18 protein-coding genes and 1 tRNA gene are annotated in these 24,757 nt (G+C 42.9%); 12 read left to right on the top strand and 7 right to left on the bottom strand.

The window, feature by feature from the left end:
- Nucleotides 1-158: 158 nt before the first annotated feature.
- The 7 genes from ACLWMH_RS03310 to ACLWMH_RS03280 all read right to left on the bottom strand — a co-directional run bounded on the left by ACLWMH_RS03310 (nucleotide 159) and on the right by ACLWMH_RS03280 (nucleotide 7,763).
- A tRNA-Pro gene (locus ACLWMH_RS03310) sits at nucleotides 159-233 on the bottom strand.
- A gap of 53 nt (nucleotides 234-286) precedes the next feature.
- The gene (gene uvrB, locus ACLWMH_RS03305; protein WP_411915323.1) at nucleotides 287-2,314 is read right to left on the bottom strand and encodes an excinuclease ABC subunit UvrB; all 2,028 of its coding nucleotides are present in this window, start codon (nucleotides 2,312-2,314) and stop codon (nucleotides 287-289) included.
- 110 nt (nucleotides 2,315-2,424) lie between these two features.
- Entirely contained in the window at nucleotides 2,425-3,360 is a 936-nt protein-coding gene (gene nadA, locus ACLWMH_RS03300) for a quinolinate synthase NadA (protein ID WP_411915322.1), read from the bottom strand.
- A gap of 25 nt (nucleotides 3,361-3,385) precedes the next feature.
- A complete protein-coding gene (nadC, locus tag ACLWMH_RS03295) occupies nucleotides 3,386-4,228 on the bottom strand; it encodes a carboxylating nicotinate-nucleotide diphosphorylase (RefSeq protein WP_411915321.1) in 843 nt (280 codons plus the stop codon).
- Nucleotides 4,229-4,242: 14 nt separating this feature from the next.
- Entirely contained in the window at nucleotides 4,243-5,844 is a 1,602-nt protein-coding gene (gene nadB, locus ACLWMH_RS03290; protein ID WP_411915320.1) for an L-aspartate oxidase, read from the bottom strand.
- Nucleotides 5,845-5,920: 76 nt separating this feature from the next.
- Nucleotides 5,921-7,093, bottom strand: coding sequence for a molecular chaperone DnaJ (dnaJ, locus tag ACLWMH_RS03285; protein WP_411915319.1), 1,173 nt, complete (start codon nucleotides 7,091-7,093; stop codon nucleotides 5,921-5,923).
- Between the two features lie 43 nt (nucleotides 7,094-7,136).
- Nucleotides 7,137-7,763 (bottom strand): nucleotide exchange factor GrpE, encoded by a 627-nt coding sequence (locus ACLWMH_RS03280; protein ID WP_411915318.1) that lies wholly within the window; start codon nucleotides 7,761-7,763, stop codon nucleotides 7,137-7,139.
- A gap of 362 nt (nucleotides 7,764-8,125) precedes the next feature.
- Between ACLWMH_RS03280 and ACLWMH_RS03275 the strand changes: the two genes are divergently transcribed.
- The 12 genes from ACLWMH_RS03275 (at nucleotide 8,126) to ACLWMH_RS03220 (ending at nucleotide 24,748) form a co-directional block, all read left to right on the top strand.
- Nucleotides 8,126-8,950, top strand: a complete 825-nt coding sequence (locus tag ACLWMH_RS03275; protein ID WP_411915317.1) for a GIY-YIG nuclease family protein — start codon at nucleotides 8,126-8,128, stop codon at nucleotides 8,948-8,950.
- Nucleotides 8,951-9,434: 484 nt separating this feature from the next.
- Complete coding sequence (locus ACLWMH_RS03270) at nucleotides 9,435-11,123, top strand: fibrobacter succinogenes major paralogous domain-containing protein (protein ID WP_411915316.1); 1,689 nt, start codon at nucleotides 9,435-9,437, stop codon at nucleotides 11,121-11,123.
- A gap of 340 nt (nucleotides 11,124-11,463) precedes the next feature.
- Nucleotides 11,464-13,164, top strand: a complete 1,701-nt coding sequence (locus ACLWMH_RS03265; RefSeq protein ID WP_411915315.1) for a hypothetical protein — start codon at nucleotides 11,464-11,466, stop codon at nucleotides 13,162-13,164.
- A 569-nt stretch (nucleotides 13,165-13,733) separates the two neighbouring features.
- Entirely contained in the window at nucleotides 13,734-15,650 is a 1,917-nt protein-coding gene (locus ACLWMH_RS03260; RefSeq protein WP_411915314.1) for a glycoside hydrolase family 3 protein, read from the top strand.
- Nucleotides 15,651-15,663: 13 nt separating this feature from the next.
- Complete coding sequence (locus tag ACLWMH_RS03255) at nucleotides 15,664-16,683, top strand: pyridoxal phosphate-dependent aminotransferase (RefSeq protein ID WP_411915313.1); 1,020 nt, start codon at nucleotides 15,664-15,666, stop codon at nucleotides 16,681-16,683.
- Nucleotides 16,684-16,705: 22 nt separating this feature from the next.
- Nucleotides 16,706-17,773, top strand: coding sequence for a DUF4837 family protein (locus ACLWMH_RS03250; RefSeq protein ID WP_411915312.1), 1,068 nt, complete (start codon nucleotides 16,706-16,708; stop codon nucleotides 17,771-17,773).
- 23 nt (nucleotides 17,774-17,796) lie between these two features.
- Nucleotides 17,797-18,837, top strand: a complete 1,041-nt coding sequence (gene pdxA / locus ACLWMH_RS03245) for a 4-hydroxythreonine-4-phosphate dehydrogenase PdxA (protein ID WP_411915311.1) — start codon at nucleotides 17,797-17,799, stop codon at nucleotides 18,835-18,837.
- Nucleotides 18,838-18,857: 20 nt separating this feature from the next.
- Nucleotides 18,858-21,872 (top strand): UvrD-helicase domain-containing protein, encoded by a 3,015-nt coding sequence (locus ACLWMH_RS03240; protein ID WP_411915310.1) that lies wholly within the window; start codon nucleotides 18,858-18,860, stop codon nucleotides 21,870-21,872.
- Nucleotides 21,873-21,875: 3 nt separating this feature from the next.
- Nucleotides 21,876-22,565: a phosphatidylserine decarboxylase family protein gene (locus ACLWMH_RS03235; protein WP_411915309.1), complete on the top strand. Its 690-nt coding sequence runs from the start codon at nucleotides 21,876-21,878 to the stop codon at nucleotides 22,563-22,565.
- Nucleotides 22,562-23,296, top strand: a complete 735-nt coding sequence (locus ACLWMH_RS03230; RefSeq protein WP_411915308.1) for a CDP-alcohol phosphatidyltransferase family protein — start codon at nucleotides 22,562-22,564, stop codon at nucleotides 23,294-23,296. The genes ACLWMH_RS03235 and ACLWMH_RS03230 overlap by 4 nt, the downstream gene beginning before the upstream one ends.
- Before the next feature lie 20 nt (nucleotides 23,297-23,316).
- Nucleotides 23,317-23,574 carry a DUF4834 family protein gene (locus ACLWMH_RS03225; protein ID WP_411915307.1) on the top strand — a complete coding sequence of 86 codons (258 nt, stop codon included), beginning with the start codon at nucleotides 23,317-23,319 and terminating at the stop codon, nucleotides 23,572-23,574.
- A gap of 34 nt (nucleotides 23,575-23,608) precedes the next feature.
- Nucleotides 23,609-24,748, top strand: a complete 1,140-nt coding sequence (locus ACLWMH_RS03220) for an LptF/LptG family permease (RefSeq protein WP_411915602.1) — start codon at nucleotides 23,609-23,611, stop codon at nucleotides 24,746-24,748.
- The last annotated feature ends 9 nt before the right edge of the window (nucleotides 24,749-24,757 follow it).

The following is a 24,757-nucleotide window of genomic DNA, read 5'->3' as shown; positions in this document are numbered from 1 at the left end:
TATCCCACCAAAAGTTATAGATAATAGTTTGAAAGTTATAGATGTTTTAATTGATTGATCTCTATCTTTCGATTGAAAAATAGGAATCTATTTTCCCTGTTTCGATAGGAATAAAAAAAAGCGAGGTGCTAATTACTATAGTACCTCGCAACATTCTGTCGGGATGACTAGATTCGAACTAGCGACCCCACGCCCCCCAGACGCGTACTCTAACCGGACTGAGCTACATCCCGAATGCGAATGCAAAGGTAGTATATAGTTTTGTTACAAACAAGTTTATAGGGAACTATTTCTTCTTATCTACCGAATTGATGCGTTCTTCTATTGATTGCGCCTCATCGCGAAGACGAGCTGCCAGCACAAAATCCAGTTTTTTTGCCGCTTCGTACATTTCTTTACGCGTATCGTCATAAAGTTTTTTCAGCTCTTCTACATCTAACACATTGAGAAGCGGATCGGCAAATGCACCTTGCTCCGGCTCTACATAGGCAGTACCTACATCCCCTATACTACGCTCCTTCGCTAAGCTGATACCACTTTTTATAGCCGCTCGGGGTGTAATATGATGCGCTTTGTTATAAGCCAATTGTCTCTCACGGCGAGAGGCTGTTTCCTCCATCATTTGCTTCATAGCATCGCTAATCGTATCTGCATAGAGAATAACACGCCCCTCGACATGTCGAGCAGCACGTCCTGCCGTTTGAGTAAGTGAGCGATGGGAACGTAGAAAACCCTCCTTATCGGCATCCAATATAGCCACCAAAGAGACCTCCGGCAAATCCAATCCCTCACGAAGTAAATTGACTCCTACCAATACATCATACACCCCCTTGCGCAACTCATCCAATATACGAACTCGATCCAGCGTTTCCACATCACTATGTATATAGGCAGTGGCAATACCATAGCGCTGAAGGTATTCACTTAGCTCTTCGGCCTGTCTCTTAGTTAATGTAGTGACCAAGGTACGCTCATGCTTCTTCTTTTGAATTTGGATTTCCTCCATGAGATTATCAATCTGGTATTCGGTAGGACGCACTTCAATAGAAGGATCCGGAAGTCCGGTAGGTCTAATAATTTGCTCTACAATTATACCTTCGCTTTCCTCCAATTCATAGTCTGCCGGTGTGGCACTTACAAAAATCGTATCCTTACGTAATGCCGTAAACTCATCAAAAGTTAAGGGACGATTATCCAAAGCAGCCGGTAAGCGAAAGCCATACTCAACCAAACTTAACTTACGAGAGCGGTCCCCACCATACATAGCTTTTATTTGTGGTATGGTTACATGGCTTTCATCTATCACTAAGAGGTAGTCCTTGGGAAAGTAATCAAAGAGACAAAAAGGACGCTCTCCCGGACTACGGCCATCAAAGTAGCGAGAATAGTTCTCTATACCGGTACAATAACCTATCTCTCCTATCATCTCAAGATCGTAAGAAACTCGTTCGTACAAACGCTTTGCTTCAAATGTTTTTCCCTCACGTTCAAAAGCCGAAACCTGTACGCCTAAGTCATGCTTTATCATCTCAAGCGCATTGGCAGTTTGTTCTTTCGTTGTGACAAATAAATTTGCCGGGTAAATATCAAGGTCATTAAGTTCGCTTGAAGCAACCCCGGAAATAGGATCTATCACCTCTATGGACTCTATTTCATCATCAAAGAAGAGTATTCGGTAGGCAATACCATCATATCCCTCTACAGCAGGAAATATATCTATTGTATCTCCCTTGACACGAAAAGTACCACTTGTAAATTCAAGCTTTGTATTTGTATAATACGCACCGGAAAGCATACGCATAAAACTTCCTCGCGGGATCTCATCCCCTACACTAATATGTATAATGGAAGCTGCATACACATTAGGATCCGCCATCCCGTACAAACAGGATACACTACTAACTACAATTACATCACGCCTACCACTAAGCAAAGATGCGGTAGTACGCAATCGAAGTTTTTCAATCTCGGCATTAATAGCCATATCCTTCTCAATGTATGTGTCGGTAGTAGAAATATATGCTTCGGGCTGGTAGTAATCGTAATAAGAGACAAAGTACTCTACAGCATTATGAGGAAAGAATGCCTTAAACTCTCCATAGAGTTGAGCTGCAAGTGTCTTGTTATGACTGATTACCAACGTAGGGCGATTTGCCTTAGCTATCACATTGGCAATAGTAAACGTCTTACCACTTCCGGTAACTCCTAATAGGGTCTGAGAAGACATACCGCTGCAGAGCCCTTTAACTAACGCATCAATAGCTTCAGGCTGGTCACCTGAAGGTTCATACTGAGATGTCAAGTCAAATTCCATGGGTACAAAGATACCTTTATATAATAAAAAAGCTCCACACCATATGATGCAGAGCTTTGTATAGGATAATCATTTGATAGAAACCCCCTATCAAATGAACTTTTCAACGTTTACCTTACACTCAACATACGCTTAATGGGTACGATAGCACGCTCTCGTATCTCCTCGGGCACAACAACTTCATAACGCTCATAAAGCAATGCATCTCTAAGATCTTCGAGGGTAGTCAATTTCATGTACTCGCAAATATGCTCCGGCACAATGGGTATAAACTCATATCCCTCCGGATAACGTCTATACATCTCCGTAAGAATACCGCTTTCCGTGGCAATGATAAACTGTCTCTTTTTACTTTTAACAGGATAATCTAATATGAAAGAGGTTGAACCCATATGGCAACGATCACTAGAAAGAATTCTGTCATCCGTGGATGCAACAGATTCAGGATGAATAAGCACCTCACTTTCAGGATAACGAGCCATAAAGTCCAACACAACCTCCGGAGTTATATAGCGATGTACGTAACAATCTCCTTGCCACAATTGCATTGGTCTGTCACACTTTTGACTAATATAAGCACCAAGATTTTTATCAGGACCAAAGAGGATCTCTTTATCACGAGGTAGCTGCTCTACCACCTTAAGTGCATTACTGCTGGTTACACACCAGTCTGTTTCAGCCTTTACTTCAGCACCGGTATTAACGTAACTGACAACCAAACCATTAGGATGATATTTTTTCCAAGTAGCAAGTCCTTGGGCAGTGACACTTTGAGCTAAAGTACAACCGGCATGTTGCACCGGTATGAGCACCTTTTTATTCGGAGAAATAATCTTTGCTGTCTCTGCCATAAACTCAACGCCACAAAAAACTATTACGTCTGCTGTAGTCTCGGCAGCCTTTTGGGATAGTTGCAAAGAGTCTCCCAAAAAATCACATGCTTTCTGTAAATCCGGCTCTGTGTAGTAGTGAGCTAGAATTACAGCATTAAGCTTCTTTTTCAGAAACTCAATTTCTTCAAATATTTGTTTTTTACTTTGCTCCATAATAACTATCCTTATTTCCCTATTCTTAATCAATGGTAAAGTTCATACTAATATCCAAAGCTTTTACAGAGTGAGTAAGTGCTCCTACACTTATATAATCTACTCCCAAGGCTGCGACCGAAGGAATTCGCTCAAGAGTCATATTACCACTTGCTTCGGTTATACATTGAGCATCAATAAGGCGCACCGCCTCTGCCATCATCTCACTAGGCATGTTGTCAAGCATAATAATGTCAACTTGCTGCTCCAGAGCCTCGGCCACCTCATTAAGATTTGATGTTTCCACTTCTACCTTTACGGACAAAGGAAGGGATTCGCGTACTTTTTTTACCGCCTCTGTAATGCTACCTGAAGCCTTGATATGATTATCCTTAAGCATCACCATATCGTATAGCCCTATTCGATGATTATAAGCACCTCCTGCTCTGACAGCCATTTTATCTAAAATACGCAATCCGGGCACTGTCTTACGCGTATCTAAAATGCGACACTTAGTTCCTTTGCACGCTTCTTGATAACGATGAGCAATGGTAGCAATACCACTCATGCGCTGCATAAAATTAAGTATAATTCGCTCTGCAGAAAGAAGAGTAAGTACAGACGCTGATATAGTGGCAATTGACTCACCTTTTCTAATAGCAGCTCCCTCTGTAACACAAGGTTGAAAGTGTGCAGTTTCGTCAAAGTGGGAAAGTACCATACTCGCCACAGAGAGCCCGGCAACGATACCATCTTCTTTTGCTGTAAGAACAGCTTGTGCGGTTTCATTCTCAGAAAAGATTAATAAGGAAGAAATATCTCCATTTTCCCCCTGATCCTCTTCTATTGCTAACTGAATAATTCTATCTATTGCCTCTCTCTCTTTCATACCCTTACAATGACCTATTCGTATTGATCTAATGTCACATGCGTAATTTTATCGCCAATAATCTCTGTCCTGTATGCCTTATCTTTTGGTAGCGTTTCAGGATAATCATCTCTATAGTGCACTCCCCTACTCTCTGTACGTAGTAAAGTTGCCTTCAACATCAATTCAGCTATTGTAATTCTCCGATGAAGTACTTCTTGCGAAAACAAGGTTTCATCATCTTCACATCCTACTGATCTTCTCAACCTTTCAAGCTTTTGTAAGCCCTTTCTTAGGGAGTCTTCTGTGCGTATAATACCACAGTGCTTCATTAGTATTTTTCCTAATTTATGCATCGCAGGCTCTTCCTTTGCTTTCTGCCAACGAAGCTCTCGCTGGGCCTCAAAAGTACGCAACTCAACATCAGGAGGAGAGGCTATGTCGCTATAATCGTGCTGTGGGTTTTCAATGATATGTTTTGCGATACGATAACCAAAGACTATGCACTCTATCAAAGAATTAGATGCCAAACGATTAGCTCCCATTACACCTGTAGAGGCTGCTTCTCCAACGGCATATAGGCCTGTTATGTTCGTCTCGCCAAATAGGTTGGTAGCGATACCGCCCACCGTATAGTGTGCCGCAGGGGCAACAGGTATTCCGGTGGCAAAGTCCAATCCCATCTTTTTGCAGTGAGCCGCTATGGTTGGGAATCGCTGCATAAGTCGCTCTCGGGATAAGTGTGCCGTAGAAAGAGTTACGTAAGGAATATCTGAACGCTGTATTTCTGAGAAAATAGCTCGAGCGACCTCATCCCTCGGAGATAGCTCCGCCAACGGGTATTTGTCCTTCATAAAGCGTTCGCCCTCCTTATTTAATAAATAGGCACCTTCGCCCCGAACAGCCTCGCTAATTAGAAAGGCATTGCCTGTATCGCTATACAGTGCGGTTGGATGGAATTGAATAAACTCTAAGTCCATCAACCTTGCTCCGGCAGCATGCGCCACTGCCATGCCGTCCCCTAGGGAAAAAGGTGGGTTTGTGGTAGGTATGTATAAGGCTCCACACCCTCCCGTAGCCAATACTATCGCTTTTGCATAGTAGGCTTGCTCCTTGAAAGTATGTTCATTGAGCACTTTTACCCCAAAACAATGCCCATCTCTTACTAATAGAGAAGTAACAAAGTAGTGATCTAACACCTGAATCCGCTCATTCTTCAGTACTTGTTCAATCATGAACTGCGTAACGAGCCTTCCCGTAGCATCCCCACCGGCATGAAGTATACGATGATGATGGTGTCCACCCTCCAACCCTAGGGCGAGATGGCCATTCTCTTCATCAAACTGCATTCCCATAGAAATGAGATCATCCACACGATGGGGAGCCTCTTCCACTAGCAGAGAGACGGCTTCCTCACGGCACAAGCCTCTCCCTGCCACAATGGTATCCTGAAAATGGTCTGCAGGTGTGTCTTCTGCATCTGTAACAGCCGCCATGCCGCCTTGTGCAAAGTATGAATTACTTTCATCCAAACCCGCACGAGCCATGAGCAGGACATTCCCTTTTTGGCTTAATATATGTGCTGTGTAGAGCCCCGAGAGTCCACCACCGACCACTATGTAATCTTGCGCTTTCATTTCCGTAACAAAGGTAGCAAATGATATGACATGGGACCTCAACTCGTTTTATCCAAGAACTCTTGAAATGCTTTATTTAACGAAGCATTTCACGATACTTGCGATCTAAAGCAGAGCGATCCGCCTCTGTAGGCCTAAAACCAGCCTTATCCTTCATGGAGGCAACTATTTCTTTCTCTGATTGATTTAGTGAGCGAGGTATAAATACGTTTACATTCACTAATAGATCCCCCATCATAGAGCCGTTTGAATTCACTTCGGGAAGCCCTTTATTGCGCAAACGGAGAATCTTTCCGGGCTGTGTGCCGGGCTCTATATTGATTCGCGCTCTTCCGGTAACAGTAGGTATCTCTACCTCTCCTCCCTCAATAGCAGTATTAACAGGTATAAGAAGATTGTAGATCAAATCATTTCCGTTACGGATAAGGTTTGGGTCTTGTTCCTCATCTATTATGATGTATAAATCCCCGTTGATACCTCCTTCAGGAGATGCATTCCCCTTTCCCTCAAGAGTCAAGTGCATCCCCTTGGCAACCCCACGAGGTACTCTGAAAGAAATTTCCTCTTCACCCTTCTCAACGCCATGGCCATGACAATGTGCACAGGGTTTTGTGACAATAGTACCAACTCCCCCACAGGTGGGACAAGTGGTCTGAGTACGCACAGAGCCGAAGAAAGTATTCGACATCTCCGTTATGATCCCCGATCCATGACACTGGCTACATGTCTTGCGTCCATCAGCTTCTGTGGTGCAGGCTCCATGACATACGTGGCATACCACATCTTTGCGTACCTTCAGACGTTTTTCTACGCCATTCAATATTTCCTTCAGCGTAAGCTTAAGTCTAATACGCAAATCACTTCCCTTGACAATAGGTCTCTCACGTGACGAACCGCCGAAACCGCCAAAACCACTAAAGCCACCAAAGCCACCGCCAAAGTGTCCCCCGAAGATATCTCCGAACTGACTGAAAATGTCCTCCATCGTCATTCCTTGTCCGGAAAATCCTCCTCCGGAAGCATTCATTCCGGCATGTCCGAATCTATCGTAACGTGCTCTTTTATCTTTATCACTGAGCACTGCATAAGCTTCACTGACTTCCTTAAAACGCTCTTCAGCCTCTTTATCTCCGGGATTTTTATCAGGATGGTACTTAATGGCCAATTTGCGATAGGCTTTTTTTAGCTCTTCATCAGTAGCATCCCTTTTAACACCCAGTACTTCGTAATAATCTCTCTTTTCTGCCATTTATTCGTTAACTGCTCTGTTACAAGCTTACATTCAGCTGATATTATTGAGTTACTACTACATCTGCATAACGCAGTACTTTGTCGTGTAGCTTGTAACCTCGTTTTGTACAGTCAATCACAGAACCGGCAGGATGCTCCTCACTAGCAGGCACCATTGCTACAGCCTGTTGTTCAGTCATATCAAATGGCTTACCAATAGGTTCCATCAGCTCTACCCCCTGTGCCTTCAGATAACCCATAAACTTCGTGTTAATCAGCATGATACCATCCTTTACTGCCTCTATGCTTTCAGAGGCATCAATGTGTTGTAGGGCACGCTCCAAATCGTCAATAATCGGCAGCAAAGCGAAAAGAGTTTTTTCTCCGCCATGGAGTAATAGGTCACTCTTCTCCTTAACTGTTCGCTTTCGATAATTATCATATTCTGCAGCCAAGCGCAGATATTTATCCTCCAATGCTTGATGCTCTTTACGAAGCGACTCTATTGCCGTCTGCAACTCCTGAATCTGATCCAATCCGGGTGCAGTTGCAGTACTCTGTTCAGAAGAGTGAGCATCTGCGTCATCCTTCTCCTGCTGCATTCCCTTCACATCATGCTCCGTGGGTTGTGCCTTTTTGTTCATAGCATCCTGACACTTCTTCTTGTTATTCGGTTTATGTTGTTCCATTATTATCTTTATTTAGTTTCTCTCTTGATTAATGCAAAAAGAGTACCAACCTTATTTTTCGGACAAAGAGTCCCTATATTTGGTCCATTTCATTTTGGTATAAAACACTAACTTCATAGTCATCCGTCGCATATGGGCATTGTTATGTAAATGATGAGTGACACCAAATACACCAGCAATGGAGATTGTACCTTACAATCGTACGGTCTTTATGTGCTAAAATAGGTACTTTTGCATTATGTGGGATGGCGCCCATAAGCAAAGCGTATTTTCAACGAGTGGGGCTATGAGGATACAACTCAAACAGACATTCAGAAAAGAAACTTAGGCAAAGCTGCTTACAACTGCATAGGACATAATATATGGGGAAAACAGTAACAACATACTTGGTTGATGGCGATCCAAAGGGTACCCGATACGCCTTCATCAGCAATAAGATTTGCCAAATGTTTGTGGTGCCACGCTCCAATCTCTCCTATTTGAACGAGCAGGAACGATTGCAGAAACCGGCCTTCTACATACTATTAGGCGAGGATAGTGCTACAAAGCCCAAGGCATATATCGGTCAAACAGAAAGCTTCAGAGAGCGTGTAAAGGATCACGAAACTAAAAAGTCGTTTTGGCAAAAGGCACTCGTCTTTGTGTCAAAGGATGAGGATATGACCAAAGTAGATGTACAGTATTTGGAGTACAAAGCCATCAACAGAGCAAAAGAAGCAAACAAATACATATTGGACGACAATAAACAGACGCCCAAAGTACCCAATCTGCCCGAGCCTCAACAAGATACGGGGGATGAATTCTTTGAGGATGTGGTATTCTTGACCTCATTTATTGGGTGCAATATCTTTGAAGTTCCGCAAGTTACGGAGAAACATCTTTTCTATATGAAAGGGAAAGAGTACAACGCAAAAGGCTTCTACGGAGCGGACGGATTCACCATTCTGAAGGGAAGTATTATAGCGAAACAAGCTGCAGCTTCCTTAAAATGGAAAGAACGAGAAAGGCTGATTGAGGACTATACTACTACTGAACAGGGCGTATTGGTACTCACGTCGGACAAAACATTCTCAAGTCCCAGTGCAGCAGCGGAGTTCTGTACCGGCACAAGCAAAAACGGCTGGATGGCTTGGAAAGATAAGGAGGGAAATACGCTGGACGTTGTGTACCGCAAGCAGTTAGAGTAATACTCCTTCTGTATTTCACACTCCCCCATTCCCCGCGATTCGAATTCCACCACATTGCCCCATTACTAAGAAGTATAGGCTATTACGGCAATAATGCGTCAACTCAATGTGTGTAATATAAGTTTTACATGCGCAGTAAATCTTATTCATGCACTGCAATAGAATTATGCTTAGGCAGCATAATGCAAAGAATCACCTTAATACATTTATCTTATAGACATATAATAATACTTACATAAAAAATATTGTTATATTTGTTCCTAATTAGAAGTAACAAACAGCACTTTTCCATTCTTATTTATGAAAGGAAACAAATTGGAATAAGCAAAAATACAGATTGTCTTTTTTCTGTTGGGAAATAGATTTTCTCTCACAATATAAGGAGAGGAACGCATGGGCTCAACAATTCCTTTAGAGCCCCCTCTCTTTTCCCGAAAGGGAATTGCATATCTCACTTGACATCAACTTTTAAAATAGTTTTTATATGAAAAAAATCTTTTCTTTATTGGCGGTAGCCTTATTGGCAGTAGCCTGTAACAAGCCTGAACCCACCCCACCGGTGGAGAACTCCTTCAAGACTATGTTCAAAGCGACTCCGGCAGAGTTTTCTGCTCAAGGAGGGAAAGGCGCTGTGGAAGGCATTCTGCAAGAGATTTCTCCGGATGGCAAAGTGGTTTCCGAAAAGCCTATGGCAAAAAGTGACTTTACACTTACGCTTAAATCTGGTGATGCGCTACAAATCTCCATTGACAACGAGACAAAAACATTTGTCGTAAGGCAAGGAGAAACAGCTACTTTCGAACTTGAAGCTACGACTACAGCCGACAAAGCAAAAGATAGTAAGCAAACATTAACCATCGTACGAGGCGGGAAAATTAGCTACTCATTCACTGTTACCCCGGATCGATTTACGGCAATGGGAGGCAAGGGCACAATTGCCGGAGCATGTATTATTACCGATGCTTCGGGTAAAGTTGTATCCGAAAAGCCCCTTTCACTGAATGACTTCACCCTTTTCCTCAAAGGAAATGCTAAAGGAATCAGCGTAGACGATGCCTCCAAAAGCTTTGAAGTAGCTCCGGGTAATGCAGCCACATTTGAGCTACTTGCCTCTTGTCAGGGAAGCGAGGCGCAAGAGCTTCGCATAGAGCGCGAAGGGTCACTCACTTATAGTTTCAAGGCGGAGCCCTCCACATTTGGTGCTGAGGGCGGAGAAGGACACGTAACCGGTATCTGCACAGTATTAGATAAAGGGGGAAAGACGATAAAGAGTACACCATTAGCAGTATCCGAGTTTGTACTTTCATTGAAATCGGGCAACGCAGCCGAGTTTAGTATCGATCCTGCCAAAAAGAGCTTTGTAGTAAAGCCGGGAGACGCAGCAGCTGATTTCGTTTTGGAAGTAAAAGCACTGTACGAAGGCGCCTTGTCACAGGAGCTTACAGTGCATCGCAAAGCGAATAAAGAGCCGCAACCAACTACTCGTTTACCCTTGGAGTACGTTACCGAATACAATGTCAATCCGGAGGGGACAAACTTTGTTACAACGCAAGCCACCAATGTAAGCGGGTACTTCACCTTTGATGATGCAGTAGCTAAATTCTCTGATATAACCATTGGGGGCAAGCGATACCACCTCCCTACAAAAGAGGAGTGGATGGCCATAGTTCCACTTGGCTATGATTATGTCAACTTTATGGACCCAAATAGGTTCAGTGACATTGAAGAAACTGTGAAGGTAGGTAAGGAAAACATCACTTCAAAAAATGACTATCTTGCCGCAGTTTCGGGAGCAAGCTATGCTATTCGATTCAAGGGAACTGACATGGTCTCGGCTTGGCGGTACCAATACTTTTTGGAAGACGGATGTCAGGTACTAAAAATTACTGCAAGAAGTATAAAAGATAAAGGCAAGGTGACGCTTGAAGACATTGCTAATGAAGAGTATTGGAGTAAGAATAGCGATTATGATATTATTCGACTATTTCCTGCTTGCGGATGGAAAGATGACTCTCTCAAGCTTAACTATCTAAATGAATGTGGACATTATTGGTCCTCAACCCCAAGCGGAACTACTTATGCCTGGTTTATGAGGGTCTTTTCAAATTATGCCTTTATGCGAAACTACAAGAAAGTACACTCTTATTCCGTACGCCTCTTCTTGTCAGAATAGTAATATTGGTTTTAGTATCCACTTAACATAGTTAATGTAATGCATAACTCTTTCGGGGATAGAGAGAAATAACTTTAAATAGCTTTTACACTGTAGCGTATTATTGCAATTTGTTCCTAATTAGAAGTAACAAACAGCACTTTTCCATTCTTATTTATGAAAGGAAACAAATTGGAATAAGCAAAAATACAGATTGTCTTTTTTCTGTTGGGAAATAGATTTTCTCTCACAACATAAGGAGAGGAACGCATGGGCTCAACAATTCCTTTAGAGCCCCCTCTCTTTCCCCGAAAGGGAATTGCATATCTCACTTGACATCAACTTTTAAAATAGTTTTTATATGAAAAAAATCTTTTCTTTATTGGCGGTAGCCTTATTGGCAGTAGCCTGTAACAAACCTGAACCCACCCCACCGGTGGAGAACTCCTTCAAGACTATGTTCAAAGCGACTCCGGCAGAGTTTTCTGCTCAAGGAGGCAAAGGTGCTGTGGAAGGCATTCTACAAGAGATTTCTCCGGATGGCAAAGTGGTTTCCGAAAAGCCTATGGCAAAAGGTGACTTCACCCTTGCGCTCAAATCCGGTGATGCGCTACAAATCTCCATTGACAACGAGACAAAAACATTTGTCGTAAAGCAAGGAGAAACGGCAACTTTCGAACTTGAAGCTACGACTACAGCCGACAAAGCAAAAGATAGTAAGCAAACATTAACCATCGTACGAGGCGGGAAAATTAGCTACTCATTCACTGCTACCCCGGATCGATTTACGGCAATGGGAGGAAAGGGCACAATTGCCGGAGCATGTACGATTACCGATGCTTCGGGTAAAGTTGTATCCGAAAAGCCCCTTTCACTGAATGACTTCACCCTTTCCCTCAAAGGAAATGCTAAAGGAATCAGCGTAGACGATGCCTCCAAAAGCTTTGAAGTAGCTCCGGGTAATGCAGCCACATTTGAGCTACTTGCCTCTTGTCAGGGAAGCGGGGCGCAAGAGCTTCGCATAGAGCGCGAAGGGTCACTCACTTATAGTTTCAAGGCGGAGCCCTCCACATTTGGAGCTGAGGGCGGAGAAGGACACGTAACCGGTATCTGCACAGTATTAGATAAAGGGGGAAAGACGATAAAGAGTACACCATTAGCGGTATCCGAGTTTGTACTTTCATTGAAATCGGGCAACGCAGCCGAGTTTAGTATCGATCCTGCCAAAAAGAGCTTCGTAGTAAAGCCGGGAGACGCAGCAGCTAATTTCGTTTTGGAAGTAAAAGCATTGTACGAAGGTGCCTTGTCACAAGAGCTTACAGTGCATCGCAAAGCGCATAAAGGACCGCAACCAACTACTCGTTTACCCTTGGAGTACGTTACCGAATACAATGTCAATCCGGAGGGGACAAACTTTGTTACAACGCAAGCCACCAATGTGAGCGGGTACTTCACCTTTGATGATGCAGTAGCTAAATTCTCTGATATAACCATTGGAGGCAAGCGATACCACCTCCCCACAAAAGAGGAGTGGTTGTCTATAGTACCGCTATATGCCGAGAACGATTACATTAACTTTGAAACGAGTGTTGTTTACAACGACGTTTCAGAAACTTCTGTTGTCAATGGGAAAACTTTCACTTCAACAAGTGATTACAGAGGAAATATTGATGGTGTAGCCTATGCTCTTCGCTTTAAAGGCACCGCACTCCTTTCAGCTTGGAGATATGAGTACATTTATAAAAAAGGACAGTGCGGCATGAAGATTACTTGCCGTCATATAGATAATACGACACCCGTTACTATCAACGATATTAAGAAGACTTCTTTTTGGGAATCTAATACCGAAAAGGATATTACTCGCTTCTTTCCCGCTTCCGGCTTTAAAGTAGGAAAGTCAATCTACGACAATGATAGTAATGGACATTATTGGGCTTCTACTCCGGGGGAAAAATCTAATGCGGCATGGTATATGTTCCTTGGTGCTTCCTATAGCCATGTTTACGGATTCAATTACAGACCCAATTTCTGTTCAGTACGACTTTTTATTTCACAACTATAAACCGGGAATAGGAGGATAAATCTCAAAAAGATCGTTCCTCTACTATTTGCAATGTGGCTTGCAGCCCTGTCTTAGGGGCTCAAGCCTTTTCACTGGCCCTCCCTACCCCCTGGCAGAGAATAACCCTGAGGATGGAGTGCGCTAAAGCAACATTCTCTCCACTCTCCGCATAGGGGAGGTGAAGGCATATACCGAAGCACTTTCTCGATAGGTTCTAATCTTTCATACAATATGTTCTGATGTTTTAATGGAAAGTTTCTGATCTTTCTGCAGAGAGATCTATACCTTTTTGTAGGACGGTCAGACCTCCCGAGACCGAGGGGAAAACCCGCGACAGCCTTACGCTAGAGCAGCCGCTTAATGCGCCCGGCTGCGTGGGATAGCTTAACGCACTTCCGCCGGGAGGCAGACCGTGCAGCACGATGGAATGCTGCTATTAGAAGCATAACACAATTCAACACATGAACGTTGCCAAAATAACGAGGAAAAGGGTCTGACTCTTAATTGTAGGTTATAATTCCCACCTCACTGATTGATTATTCAGCTTTAAGCGGTAATTTTGTAGTAATATGAGGTGTAGTGCAAAGCAAATAGGCATTAAGGTATTCTTTTGCGCCATAGTAATCTTACTATGCGGTAGTCAAGCGGCAGAATCTATGGATGCTACTACCTTTTCTGTAAAGGAGCAACCGAAGCGTAAAGAGGCTTCATTACTCTCCATCTGTCGAGAAAAGGAATCTGAGATAGATGCACTACTCGGCAGTATGTCTATTGAGCAGTTAGTGGGGCAATTGATTGTCCCTATCCTATATCCCTCAACTGATGAATCTCAGATAAAGACGGCACAGACCATAGTACACCAAATCGGAGCCGGAGGTATTTTATTCCAGAAGGGCGATCCATTTGCCCAGTATATGATGACCCAACGGCTCAACGAGGTATCCGATATTCCGCTTCTGATCACTGCAGATGCTGAATGGGGACTAGCTATGCGCCTCCACTCAACCATTCGCTATCCACGTAATGGAGCTCTATCCAATTGCTCTTCAGAGCAAATCACTCAGATGGGGAACGACCTTGCTGCACAGTGCAATATAATGGGAATTCACGTCAATTTTGCTCCGGTTGTGGATATAAACAACAATCCTGCTAACCCTGTTATTGGCACGAGAAGCTTTGGCACCACTAAAGACGAGGTTATACGCTGTGCCCTTGCTTTTTCTCAAGGTATGGAGAGCAGAGGAATATTAACGGTAGCTAAGCATTTTCCGGGTCACGGTAATACCAATAAGGACTCCCACAAAACACTTCCCACGATCAGTGGCTCTGCCTCATCAATAAGAGAAAATGAAATAGCTGCTTTTCGAGCATATATTGCTGCCGGGTATGGAGGTATTATGGTAGGACATCTGTCTGTACCCTCACTGGATAGCTCCAAGAAACCGGCCTCGCTAAGCAATCCTATTGTGACCACACTACTTCGTGAGGAACTTGGCTTCCAAGGATTGGTATTCACCGATGGGCTACAGATGTCAGGAGTACAGCAAGGTAGTAAGCACCCTATCGGTGTTGCTTGCTTATTGGCCGGTAATGACCTTCTTTTGGGTCCTATTGACCCCATTCAAATGCACAAAGAGATTGTACAAGCCGTAAATCAGGGAATACTGACAAGATCTTTACTTGAGTCCCATGTAAAGCGAGTACTAAGAGCCAAGTATGCACTTATCGGGAGCATAAAGACCGGACAAGAACATAAACACTGCAATAGTGAAAACGAGCTACTCGCAGAAATAAATAGTGAACGCTTCTGTGCCCATGCAGACCAACTATGGTACGAGTCACTCCAAATACAAAAAAACGCTGCCCTATTTCCTCTATCAACTCATATCCCTATCGGCCTCTTGGAGTTAGGAAAAGGCGGAGGAGCTACCGGCACTTTCAGAAAGTCACTCAATGAATTGGGCATCAAGTTACAAGCTGTACTTGTAGCACACGAAGACAACTCTTTGGAGGATATCATCAACCAATTTAAAGGTTGCGAGATAGTGCTCGTCAATAGCTATGAGGGGAAACAAAATGCTGCTTTAGTAACAGCTCTTTCCTCACACTATAGGGTGATCTATGCACACTTTGCCTCTCCCTATAGCTTCAACTGCAAGCGTGCAGGAACCAATAAGAGCGAAAGTGTAGTGTGTGCCTATGAATCTTGCGATGAGGCTAAGCGTGCTTATGCAGCACGACTTTTCTTCAGTAAGGATAGCGAAGCAAGACAGAAGTTCTACATAGTGCGACCCAAGGGACGAGTGGGGAAAAAGGAGACTATCAACAAGTTCTCCTCTTTGCCCAATCCCTGCATTGCCGGCATGAAGGCAGTCAGCACGAAAAGGATCCCTAAGCATTCAATAATAAATGCTACATTGGGATACTGTAACTCTAAATTACCTCTTCAGAGACCCGAATGTAATTATAGCAAAAGTCATACGTAAAGGAAAGATAACAATGAAGCAAACCGACAAAAAAAAGAGTCCAATGATAGATTTTAGTTCGACTGTTTGGTTCGGGGCACGTACTGAAATGCTTGCCGAGCATCTAACTGAACATCTGTCTGCCACCCTCGGGCGATACCCCGAGCGAGATGCAGCTACACTACGCAAGATGATCGCACGGCGTCATGACCTTACGGATGAAGAAATAATAGTTACCAATGGTCCCACAGGAGCTTTATATCAGATAGCACAGGGCTTAAAACCGGGTAAGCTGCTTCTTACCGTACCTTCACCCCCTGAATACAAAGAAGCATTTGAACTTTATGGCTACGAGATTGTATACGTGTCCGACTTGGAGCCGATAGCAAATTGGCCATTAGATAAAGTGGACTACTGCCTACTCTCTACCCCTAACAATCCGGATGGACATATCGTCAGCCACTCTGAATTAGTTGGAGCTATTAAGCGTTTCCCACATGTTAAGTTTGTGATAGATCAATCATACGCTACATTTACCACAACAAATATGCTTAGCTCAAAGGACATAAAGCTGTATCCTAACCTTATTCTGGTTTGGAGCTTTAGTCAAAGTTATGGAATACCCGGCCTTCGCATTGGGTATATGGTAGCCGACAAACCTATCGCCAATCAAATAGCTCGCTACACGATTCCATGGTCCGTGACGAGCATTGCTCAAGAGGCAGCTAAGTATATTCTCATTCATCCGGCCCAGTTTGCTTTACCTATACGAAAATGGTTGCGCAATGCACAAGAATTGATGTCTCACCTGCGCACGTTTGACGCCTTAGAGGTGATCAATAATGAAACAACTTTCTTTTTAGTAAAGGTAAAAGTGGGTACTGCAGAAGAGCTCCGATTATTCTTAGAAGAAAACTACAATATGACTATCGCAGTGATGAGTGATTACTATGGGTTGGATGAAACCTACATGCGCATCTCTGCCCTTAATGAAGAACACAACCAAATGCTTATTGAGGCAATTGGAGAATGGCTTGACACAAAGAATGTATAACGCTTAGCCAGCTAACAAAGCAATGAAAAAGAATTGGATATACCTCTATTCTCTATTAATAATAGCCCTTGCACCGCTCTTTACCTCTTGCAAAGGCAACACAGCCGGTTCGTTGATGCAAGCTTCAGGAAGCCCCGGCGAGGTGCTTTTGGTTATGGATAAGGACTGGCAGGCAAGTTCCGCTGGTTTAGCTACTAAAGATATGCTCCAAGCAGAAGTGTATGCCCTTCCCCAAGTTGAGCATTGGATGCGCGTACTTACCGTTGATCAAAGAGACTTTAATGATTTTCTGCGCAATACACGCAATATATTTATTGTGGATGCTAATGATGCAACCTACAGCAAAAACTCCCTCAAATATGCTTATGATCCTTGGGCAAATGGGCAATTAGTTGTAACCTTGCAGACTCCGAGCAAAGACTCTTTAGAAGCTTTTGTGAGCGGTGCCGGTGCCGGTGTAGTAAGAGATCTATTCCTTAGACACGAATTGTATCGCCTTGCCAATGACTTACTCGTAAAAGGATATAGTATCAAAGCAGATAGCTTTGCAACTGCGCTCTTTAATCATCATATCAACGTACCGGACGACATAGTATCCTATAAATCCGATGAGGGTTTTCTTTGGATGTCTAATAATACTTATAGCAAGCGTATGGACTTGGCTGTATTTTCACTTCCCTACTTAGGAAACGAAATTCCTTCAGTAGAACGAGTACTGGAACTGCGTGACTCAGTATTAGGCAGCCAAATACCCGGCTCTACTCCAGAAAGCCATATGAAGCACAATTCTCTCGTACCGGTCAAAGCCCGTCTTGTCAATATTCCGGGAGGTAATATACGTCTGGAAATAAATGGACTATGGGAAATGAGTGGAAAGGATATGATGGCGGGACCATTCGTATCACATACATTCATTGACCTTGATAGCCACACACTATATTATGTTGAGGGATTTATATACCATCCCAATGAATTAAAGCGCGATTTAGTTCGTCGCATGCAAGCTGCGTTATATTCATTTAGAAATACTGAGGAGGGTGAATTTGATCCTGCTGTACTGAAGAAGATCACCTGGCAAAGTGTAGAATAGGAATGGTAGAGAAAGGTAAAGATATGGATCAAAGACTAAAGATCGGTATCACCCATGGAGATATCAATGGTGTAAGCTATGAGGTAATACTCAAAATGCTTCAAGATACTCGCCTGCTTGAACTATTCACGCCTGTTGTATATGGCTCGGCTAAGGTAGCAGGTTACTATCGAAAGGCACTCAATATAGAAAGCGAGCCTTGGAATCGAATTAAGCATCCTTCTGAAGCAGTTGATACAGATTCGACTCCTTATCTGATCAATTGTACCGATGATGATATTCAAGTAGAGATGGGCAAACCCACTGCAGCAGGGGGAAGCGCTGCCTATGCAGCATTAGATGAAGCGACAACTGATCTCTTGAATGGGGATCTGGATGCTTTAGTAACAGCTCCCATCAATAAGTCTGCAATGCCATCCGACTTATTCCCTTACAAAGGGCATACAGCCTATTTAGGAGCCCGCAGCAATTCGAAACCACATATGATCCTAGCGGCAAAGAATACCCGAGTAGCTTTGGTAACCGAACATATTGCACTATCAGATGTTGTTACAGAGATCACATCCGATTTAATCGTAAAAAAAGGCATTGCCTTGCGAGATGCTCTGGTTCAAGACTTCGATATTGCCTCACCGCGTATAGCCGTTATGTCTATCAACCCTCATGCGGGCGACAATGGACTCATTGGCGAAGAGGAGAACCGAATTATTGCTCCGGCAATAGCCCGACTCCGCAACGAAGAGGGAGTGTTTGCCTTTGGGCCATTTGCTGCAGATGGCTTTTGGGGATCAGCGTCACGAGGTAATTACGATGCCATATTAGCTATGTATCATGACCAAGGATTAGCACCCTTTAAGCTACTTGCCATGGATGAGGGAGTCAATTTTACAGCAGGTCTTCCGTTTGTCCGCACCTCTCCTGCTCACGGTACAGGCTATGATATAGTAGGTAAAGGCATTGCATCCGAGCGTTCACTAAGAGAAGCCTGCTTTATGGCTATCGATATAGTGCGACGCCGTAAAGCTAATGAAAGACTTAAAAAGGGCGCGCTGAATCAACAGTAAATTCACCTCAAGGAAGTTAGATGGATACGAGTAAACTACTTCAAGTGTATACAGCCTCTGCCGGGGCTGGTAAAACATATACCCTTTCAGAGGAGTATATCGCTTTAGCACTGCAAAATCCGGAGCAATCGTATCAACACATCCTAGCTGTAACTTTTACCAAAAAGGCCACAGAGGAGATGAAGAGTCGTATCATAGAAGCTCTCTACGATATCACCCAGCAGAAGTCGCCAATGTGTAGCAGTTTATGCGAACGACTACAATTATCTCCAGAGACACTCGTTCAAAAAGCAAAGACCGCACTTAAAGTACTTTTAAGTGACTACAGCGCTTTTAAGATCAAAACCATAGACTCGTTTTTTGAAGAGATCGTACGGTCTTTCGCTACTGAAATAGGACATCAGAGTAACTATCGGATTGAGTTGGATAATGACTACTGGCTACATAAAGGGACTCTATTACTCTTCAATAGTCTAGAAAACGAAGAGAAAAAGGATGCCAGAAGTTGGATTGACAGCATAGTCAAGAGTGGAATAGATGAAGGGGATAAATATAACGTACTTCCACAGATAGAAAATATAGGCAAACAGATTTTTGCTGCTGCCGAACTACAAGGGACAGTTGCATACGCCTTGCCGACAAATGAAGAAATAGAGTCTTTACGCAAAGAAATTGATAGCTCTATTACAGCTCTTTCGATAGAGAAGAAAAGCTCCTCTGCGAAGGTAACAAGCGAAGAAATGCTTCGATACAATTCACTTCAATGCATCGCTAAAGAACTCCCTCTCTTAGCAACGCTTGGACATATTGATGCCTCAATGAAAGAGGAAGGAAAAGAGCAAAATACGATGTTGCTCTTTTCGTCTCAAGCCTTCATCAATACGTTGATCAATAGTGGTGACAGTGATTCCTCTTTTCTATACGAAAGAACCGGAGTGGCTATTCACAACTTTATGATTGATGAGTTTCAGGATACTTCCCGCTTGCAATACAATAATTTGAAGCCGCTACTAGCCAATTCTCTATCCGCTGGCAACAAAAATCTCATTGTAGGCGATGTAAAGCAAAGTATCTATAAGTTCAGACACTGTGATAGGACTATTCTACAAGAAGCTGTACCCGATGATTTTAAGTATTACTACAATCAAACTACACTAGAGCAAAACTGGCGTAGTGCTCCCGAAATCGTTAACTTCAACAACATTCTATTTAAGCAGCTTCCAGGCACTGTCTCAAAGATGTTAGCAGATACTATACAGAATAGCCTTGCTAAAGTGGTATCGGACGACTGCTGCCTACTTGACCAATATAAGATTAATCAACTAACACAAAGCATTAACGAAACCTATAAACACTCGGAGCAGAAAGCTTCTTTCCCTGACAATCATGGAGGAGTAGAATACTATCTACTTGATACGGGGCATTCACCTATTACTTCGGAAGAAGAGAATGGTGTTCCCCCATTATGCGAAAAGATTATTGACCTAATTGTGCATAAAAAGTACAAGCCTCGAGATATTGCCGTTTTAGTTAATACGAATAAACAGGCTGGCGAAGTTGCGGCTACATTCCTTCAGTTTGTAGAAAAAAATCCTCGGTGCAAAGAGCTCTTCAAATTTACTAGTGCTGAAGCCTTAAAGCTCTCTAGCTCAAAGATCGTGGGGCTGATTATTGACCTCTTATCTGCATTAAGCGACAATGAGGATCGCACGTCATATGATATTGCCCATTTACGTTATCGCAATTTGATTGACAAGGATATAAATAAAGCCTCTTTTAAGACTTATTTTGATAGTCTTAAAGAAGAGGCGGCTCATAGCACTCTTTCGCATCTCACCAATCAGATAATCAAACAGATTGCATCAAAAATACCGGAGAGAGAAATTACCTACGTAATGGCTTTGCAGGACACTATAGACGACTTTCACCAAGACCGGAAAGGAAGTCTTGCTGAGTTTGTTGAATGGTGGCACACACGTGGCTATAAGCAGGATCTTCCCACACGAGATGAAAATGCGATTAACATCATGACCATTCATAAGGCAAAGGGATTGGGCTTTCCCATTGTTCTCCTCCCCTTCCTGACTTGGGACTTAGGTTTTACCAACCTCAGTAGTCGCTCTGCCTACCTATGGGTATCACCTTCTCATGTACTATCGAGTGGAACTGAATATCCTTCGTTGAAAGTACCCATTAAACGAACAAAGGAACTCGAAAAGACACTCTTTCTTAAAGAGTACTACGAGGAAATGGTGAAAGAGGTTATTGATCGCTTGAACTTATTTTATGTAGCTGCTACAAGAGCGAAAAAAGGAATGGTCCTATGGGTGAAGACCCCAACAGATAGAGAGCAAAAGAAACTACTATTACACACTGTGCTATCCGAAGTGCTCTGGGGCAAAGAGGGCAATAAGCTACTCCCTACTCAGGAAATTCCCTCTCAAGAAGATCGTGCTGAAGAGACGAAAAATACAGAGTCCCTATCTGTACCTTCAATCCACCATTACTTGGATGGCAACCTCCCGCGCCTACGCATACACTTACAAGCTCAAGAGAGGTTTGAGGAGGAGGATCTTATTGAAAGAGGAAGTGCCCTGCATGAAATCCTCAGTAACGTATCCGTAGCCGAATCCCTTCCTTTTGCCATAAGTAAAGCTATCGCAGAAGGATATTTACGGGAGGATCAGTGTCAGTCTACCACCCTCCTACTTGAAAAAATGTTACAACATCCATATGGCAAGCGATGGTTTGCACCGGAGAATGTTATATTGAACGAACAAACGATCTTAATACCGGAAGGCACTCGTATGGTCCGACCAGACCGAGTGGTAAAGTTTGCTGACGGCTCAGTTGCAGTCATTGATTATAAGTTTGCTCATCCCAAAGAGAGTCATAAACAACAAGTCGCCGGCTATAGCATTTGTATTAAACAAATGGGTTTTGACAAGGTAGAGGGTTTTTTGTGGTACTCGCATCCCAATGGTTCCTATATAGAGAAGGTATACCCTTATAAAGAAGCAACTATCATTAAGTAAAGTATGACAAAACGTAGAAGTATTCATAAAAAGTTTTATCGAGAGGGGCGTGGCATTATCCTTTCATTTATTTTTTTATCCATATTATTCTCGTGGATGGTGTGGCATTTTCAACCCTACAAGAGCATATTCTTTGCAGTTGTTTTGCTATCCCTTGTCGTTTTGGGACTCATACTAAACTTCTTCAGAAGTCCTATCAGACATAACCCCTATTTAGAAAAAGAGGACGCAATCACCTCTCCGGCAGATGGGAAAATCGTGGCGATTGAGACTGTTTATGAAGGACGCTATCTGAAGTGTGAATGCATAAAGCTTTCTGTCTTTATGTCGATCTATAGTGTTCATGCCAATTGGGTGCCGGTAGCCGGCATTATAGAAAGAGTTGAACACACAGAGGGCAACTTTCACAAAGCATTCCTTCCGAAAAGTAGTACAGAGAATGAACACTCGTCCGTAATTATTCGTACAAATAGTAATCATCGCATTTTAGTACAGCAGATTGCAGGAGCTGTTGCAAGGCGTATTACCACTTACGTGGTGGAAGGTGACGAAGTGGATGTAAATGACAAATTAGGATTTATTCGTTTTGGCTCTCGAGTTGACCTATACCTTCCCTTAGAGTCTAATTTAGAGCATTCGATTGGTACACAAGTAACGGGTGGAATGACACTCTTAGGCCATCTTCCTCTATGAAAAAGTTTATTAGCTTTATTCCCAATTTACTGACGCTCGGCAATTTATTCTGTGGCATAACAGCGATTTGGCTTACTTTTTATGCTTATCCTGACATACATATTCCTATCTACTTTATTTTTGCTGCCGCTCTATTAGACGTATTTGATGGATTGACTGCACGACTTTTGCATAGTGAAAGTGCTATAGGAGGAGATTTGGACTCTCTTTCTGATATTGTTTCTTTTGCTGTAGCACCCACTTTTTTACTATTAGAAGCACTCCGCACAAACTTGCCCGATACAGCAGAGTACAAATGGATAGTACTTCCACTCTTTGTAATGCCACTTTTTGCAGCATATCGGCTAGCCAGATTCAATCGTGACACAAGAAGCAGAAGGTTCTTTTATGGTCTTCCTGTTCCTGCTAATGCCCTTTTTTGGATAGGATGGTCAGAGAGACTTATTCAGACGGAATCAACCTCTGTGCCACTCATTCTCTCTCTTACCTACTCACTTGTTATCATCATGGGCATATTGATGGTCAGCAACTTACCGCTGTTATCTCTCAAAACACATATTCCCTCTCGCAATAGACAAGAAAAGGTTACCAACCTGTTGCTCCTTATTTTAGGATTGATAGGCCTAGTTATTGTTGCTCTGTGGAAAATGGTCGGATTTGCCCACTTCATTATTGTATACATAATCGTTTCACCCTTTATCATTAAGCGTATAGAGCGCTATAAGGTTTAACAAAAAGAGAATATATATTTATGGATTTCTTATTGATTCTCCTCTTAATCATTCTTATCATCTATTTGTGTAGAAAGTGGATAATAAGAGGCATTTCTACACTGATGATTCGCAGATTACAACGCCAGTTTGGAGAGCAATCGCAAGAGGGGGTAAAAAGACGGCAGCACCACCACAAAACTCCCAAAAAGGAAAAGCTATCCATTGAAGAGGTCGAACGCCGCAAGTTTGACAAAGATCAAGGCGAGTATATTGACTTTACTGAAGAACGACATTAAGTATACGCACAAGAAGATGAATTCTGAAGAGTCAATGCAACAAGTACCCCCTGAACCTATCCCTTCCGTAAAAAGGAAGAAAAGAAGCGAGCGGTGGTATCTTAAGCGGCTTGATCGCTATATAATCAAGCTCTTTTTGGGTACCTTTCTTTCAGCCATCTCGCTGATACTTAGTGTATCTGTGATATTTGACATCAATGAAAAGATTGATAAGTTTACTAATCCCGATCTGACACTTCATGAAATCATCTTTGACTATTATGTCAACTTTGTTCCCTACTATGCAGTACTCTTCAGTCCGCTCTTTGTCTTCATATCGGTTATTTTTTTTACGACTCAGTTAGCCCAAAAAAACGAGATAACGGCTATTTTAGCAGGGGGCGTTAGCTTTAATCGTCTCTTACGCCCTTACATGGTTTCTGCCACTGTAATAGCCATTTTCACTCTATTGCTCAATAGCTTCGTAATACCTCCGGGCAATAAAGTGCGCAACAACTTTCAGAACACTTACATACGAGACAAACGCATCAATTATGCCGAGTGTATTCAGATGGAGCTTTCTCCCGGAGAATATTTATATATGCGCTATTTTAATGCAGAAAACAATCAGGGAACAGACTTTTCGATTGATCACTTTGAAGATGGCACATTGCAGAGCCGCTTAGTAGCCGAGGAAGCCCACTATGAAGATGACCACCAATGGGAGTTGCAAGAGGGATCAATAACGTACTTTCGCACTACAGGAGACTCATTGAGTCGCTTTTCCACACTTGATACTTTAATTTATATTTCGCCACAAGATTTTCTTGCTACGGCACTGGATGCTGAGAACCTCACTACCCCACGTTTGATTGAGCAAATTAACAATCAAAAGAACAGAGGCGCCTCAAACGTAAAGGGCTTTGAGGTGGAACTGCATAAACGCTTTGCAGCCTTTTTTGCCGCTTATATTCTAACCCTTATTGGAGTCTCCCTCTCCGCACGCAAGCGCAAAGGAGGAATGGGCCTCTCTTTAGCCCTGGGAATTGCATTAAGCTTCACTTATATCGTTTTTATGACCATATCTGCAAGTTTTGCCATCTCAGGCTCTTTGTCTCCATTCCTTGCAGCAGAATTGCCTAACATTGTTTATGCTATAATTGCGATCATACTGTATCGCCTGTTCTCTTATTAGTATCTTCTC

The organism is Porphyromonas miyakawae (assembly GCF_045865415.1).
GTDB classification, from domain to species: Bacteria; Bacteroidota; Bacteroidia; order Bacteroidales; family Porphyromonadaceae; genus Porphyromonas; species Porphyromonas miyakawae.
This window is presented reverse-complemented; position numbering and strand designations above follow the sequence as displayed.

Bases quoted from the DNA above. Each gene is read 5' to 3' on its own strand.
- nadB (WP_411915320.1), bottom strand. From the start codon at position 5,844: ATGAAAGCGCAAGATTACATAGTGGTCGGTGGTGGACTCTCGGGGCTC.
- ACLWMH_RS03280 (WP_411915318.1), bottom strand. From the start codon at position 7,763: ATGGAACAACATAAACCGAATAACAAGAAGAAGTGTCAGGATGCTATG.
- ACLWMH_RS03265 (WP_411915315.1), top strand. From the start codon at position 11,464: ATGAAAAAAATCTTTTCTTTATTGGCGGTAGCCTTATTGGCAGTAGCC.
- ACLWMH_RS03220 (WP_411915602.1), top strand. From the start codon at position 23,609: ATGCAACAAGTACCCCCTGAACCTATCCCTTCCGTAAAAAGGAAGAAA.
- ACLWMH_RS03260 (WP_411915314.1), top strand. From the start codon at position 13,734: ATGAGGTGTAGTGCAAAGCAAATAGGCATTAAGGTATTCTTTTGCGCC.
- ACLWMH_RS03255 (WP_411915313.1), top strand. From the start codon at position 15,664: ATGAAGCAAACCGACAAAAAAAAGAGTCCAATGATAGATTTTAGTTCG.
- ACLWMH_RS03270 (WP_411915316.1), top strand. From the start codon at position 9,435: ATGAAAAAAATCTTTTCTTTATTGGCGGTAGCCTTATTGGCAGTAGCC.
- ACLWMH_RS03250 (WP_411915312.1), top strand. From the start codon at position 16,706: ATGAAAAAGAATTGGATATACCTCTATTCTCTATTAATAATAGCCCTT.
- dnaJ (WP_411915319.1), bottom strand. From the start codon at position 7,093: ATGGCAGAAAAGAGAGATTATTACGAAGTACTGGGTGTTAAAAGGGAT.
- nadA (WP_411915322.1), bottom strand. From the start codon at position 3,360: ATGGAGCAAAGTAAAAAACAAATATTTGAAGAAATTGAGTTTCTGAAA.
- ACLWMH_RS03235 (WP_411915309.1), top strand. From the start codon at position 21,876: ATGACAAAACGTAGAAGTATTCATAAAAAGTTTTATCGAGAGGGGCGT.
- ACLWMH_RS03225 (WP_411915307.1), top strand. From the start codon at position 23,317: ATGGATTTCTTATTGATTCTCCTCTTAATCATTCTTATCATCTATTTG.
- nadC (WP_411915321.1), bottom strand. From the start codon at position 4,228: ATGAAAGAGAGAGAGGCAATAGATAGAATTATTCAGTTAGCAATAGAA.
- ACLWMH_RS03240 (WP_411915310.1), top strand. From the start codon at position 18,858: ATGGATACGAGTAAACTACTTCAAGTGTATACAGCCTCTGCCGGGGCT.
- uvrB (WP_411915323.1), bottom strand. From the start codon at position 2,314: ATGGAATTTGACTTGACATCTCAGTATGAACCTTCAGGTGACCAGCCT.
- ACLWMH_RS03230 (WP_411915308.1), top strand. From the start codon at position 22,562: ATGAAAAAGTTTATTAGCTTTATTCCCAATTTACTGACGCTCGGCAAT.
- ACLWMH_RS03275 (WP_411915317.1), top strand. From the start codon at position 8,126: ATGGGGAAAACAGTAACAACATACTTGGTTGATGGCGATCCAAAGGGT.
- pdxA (WP_411915311.1), top strand. From the start codon at position 17,797: ATGGATCAAAGACTAAAGATCGGTATCACCCATGGAGATATCAATGGT.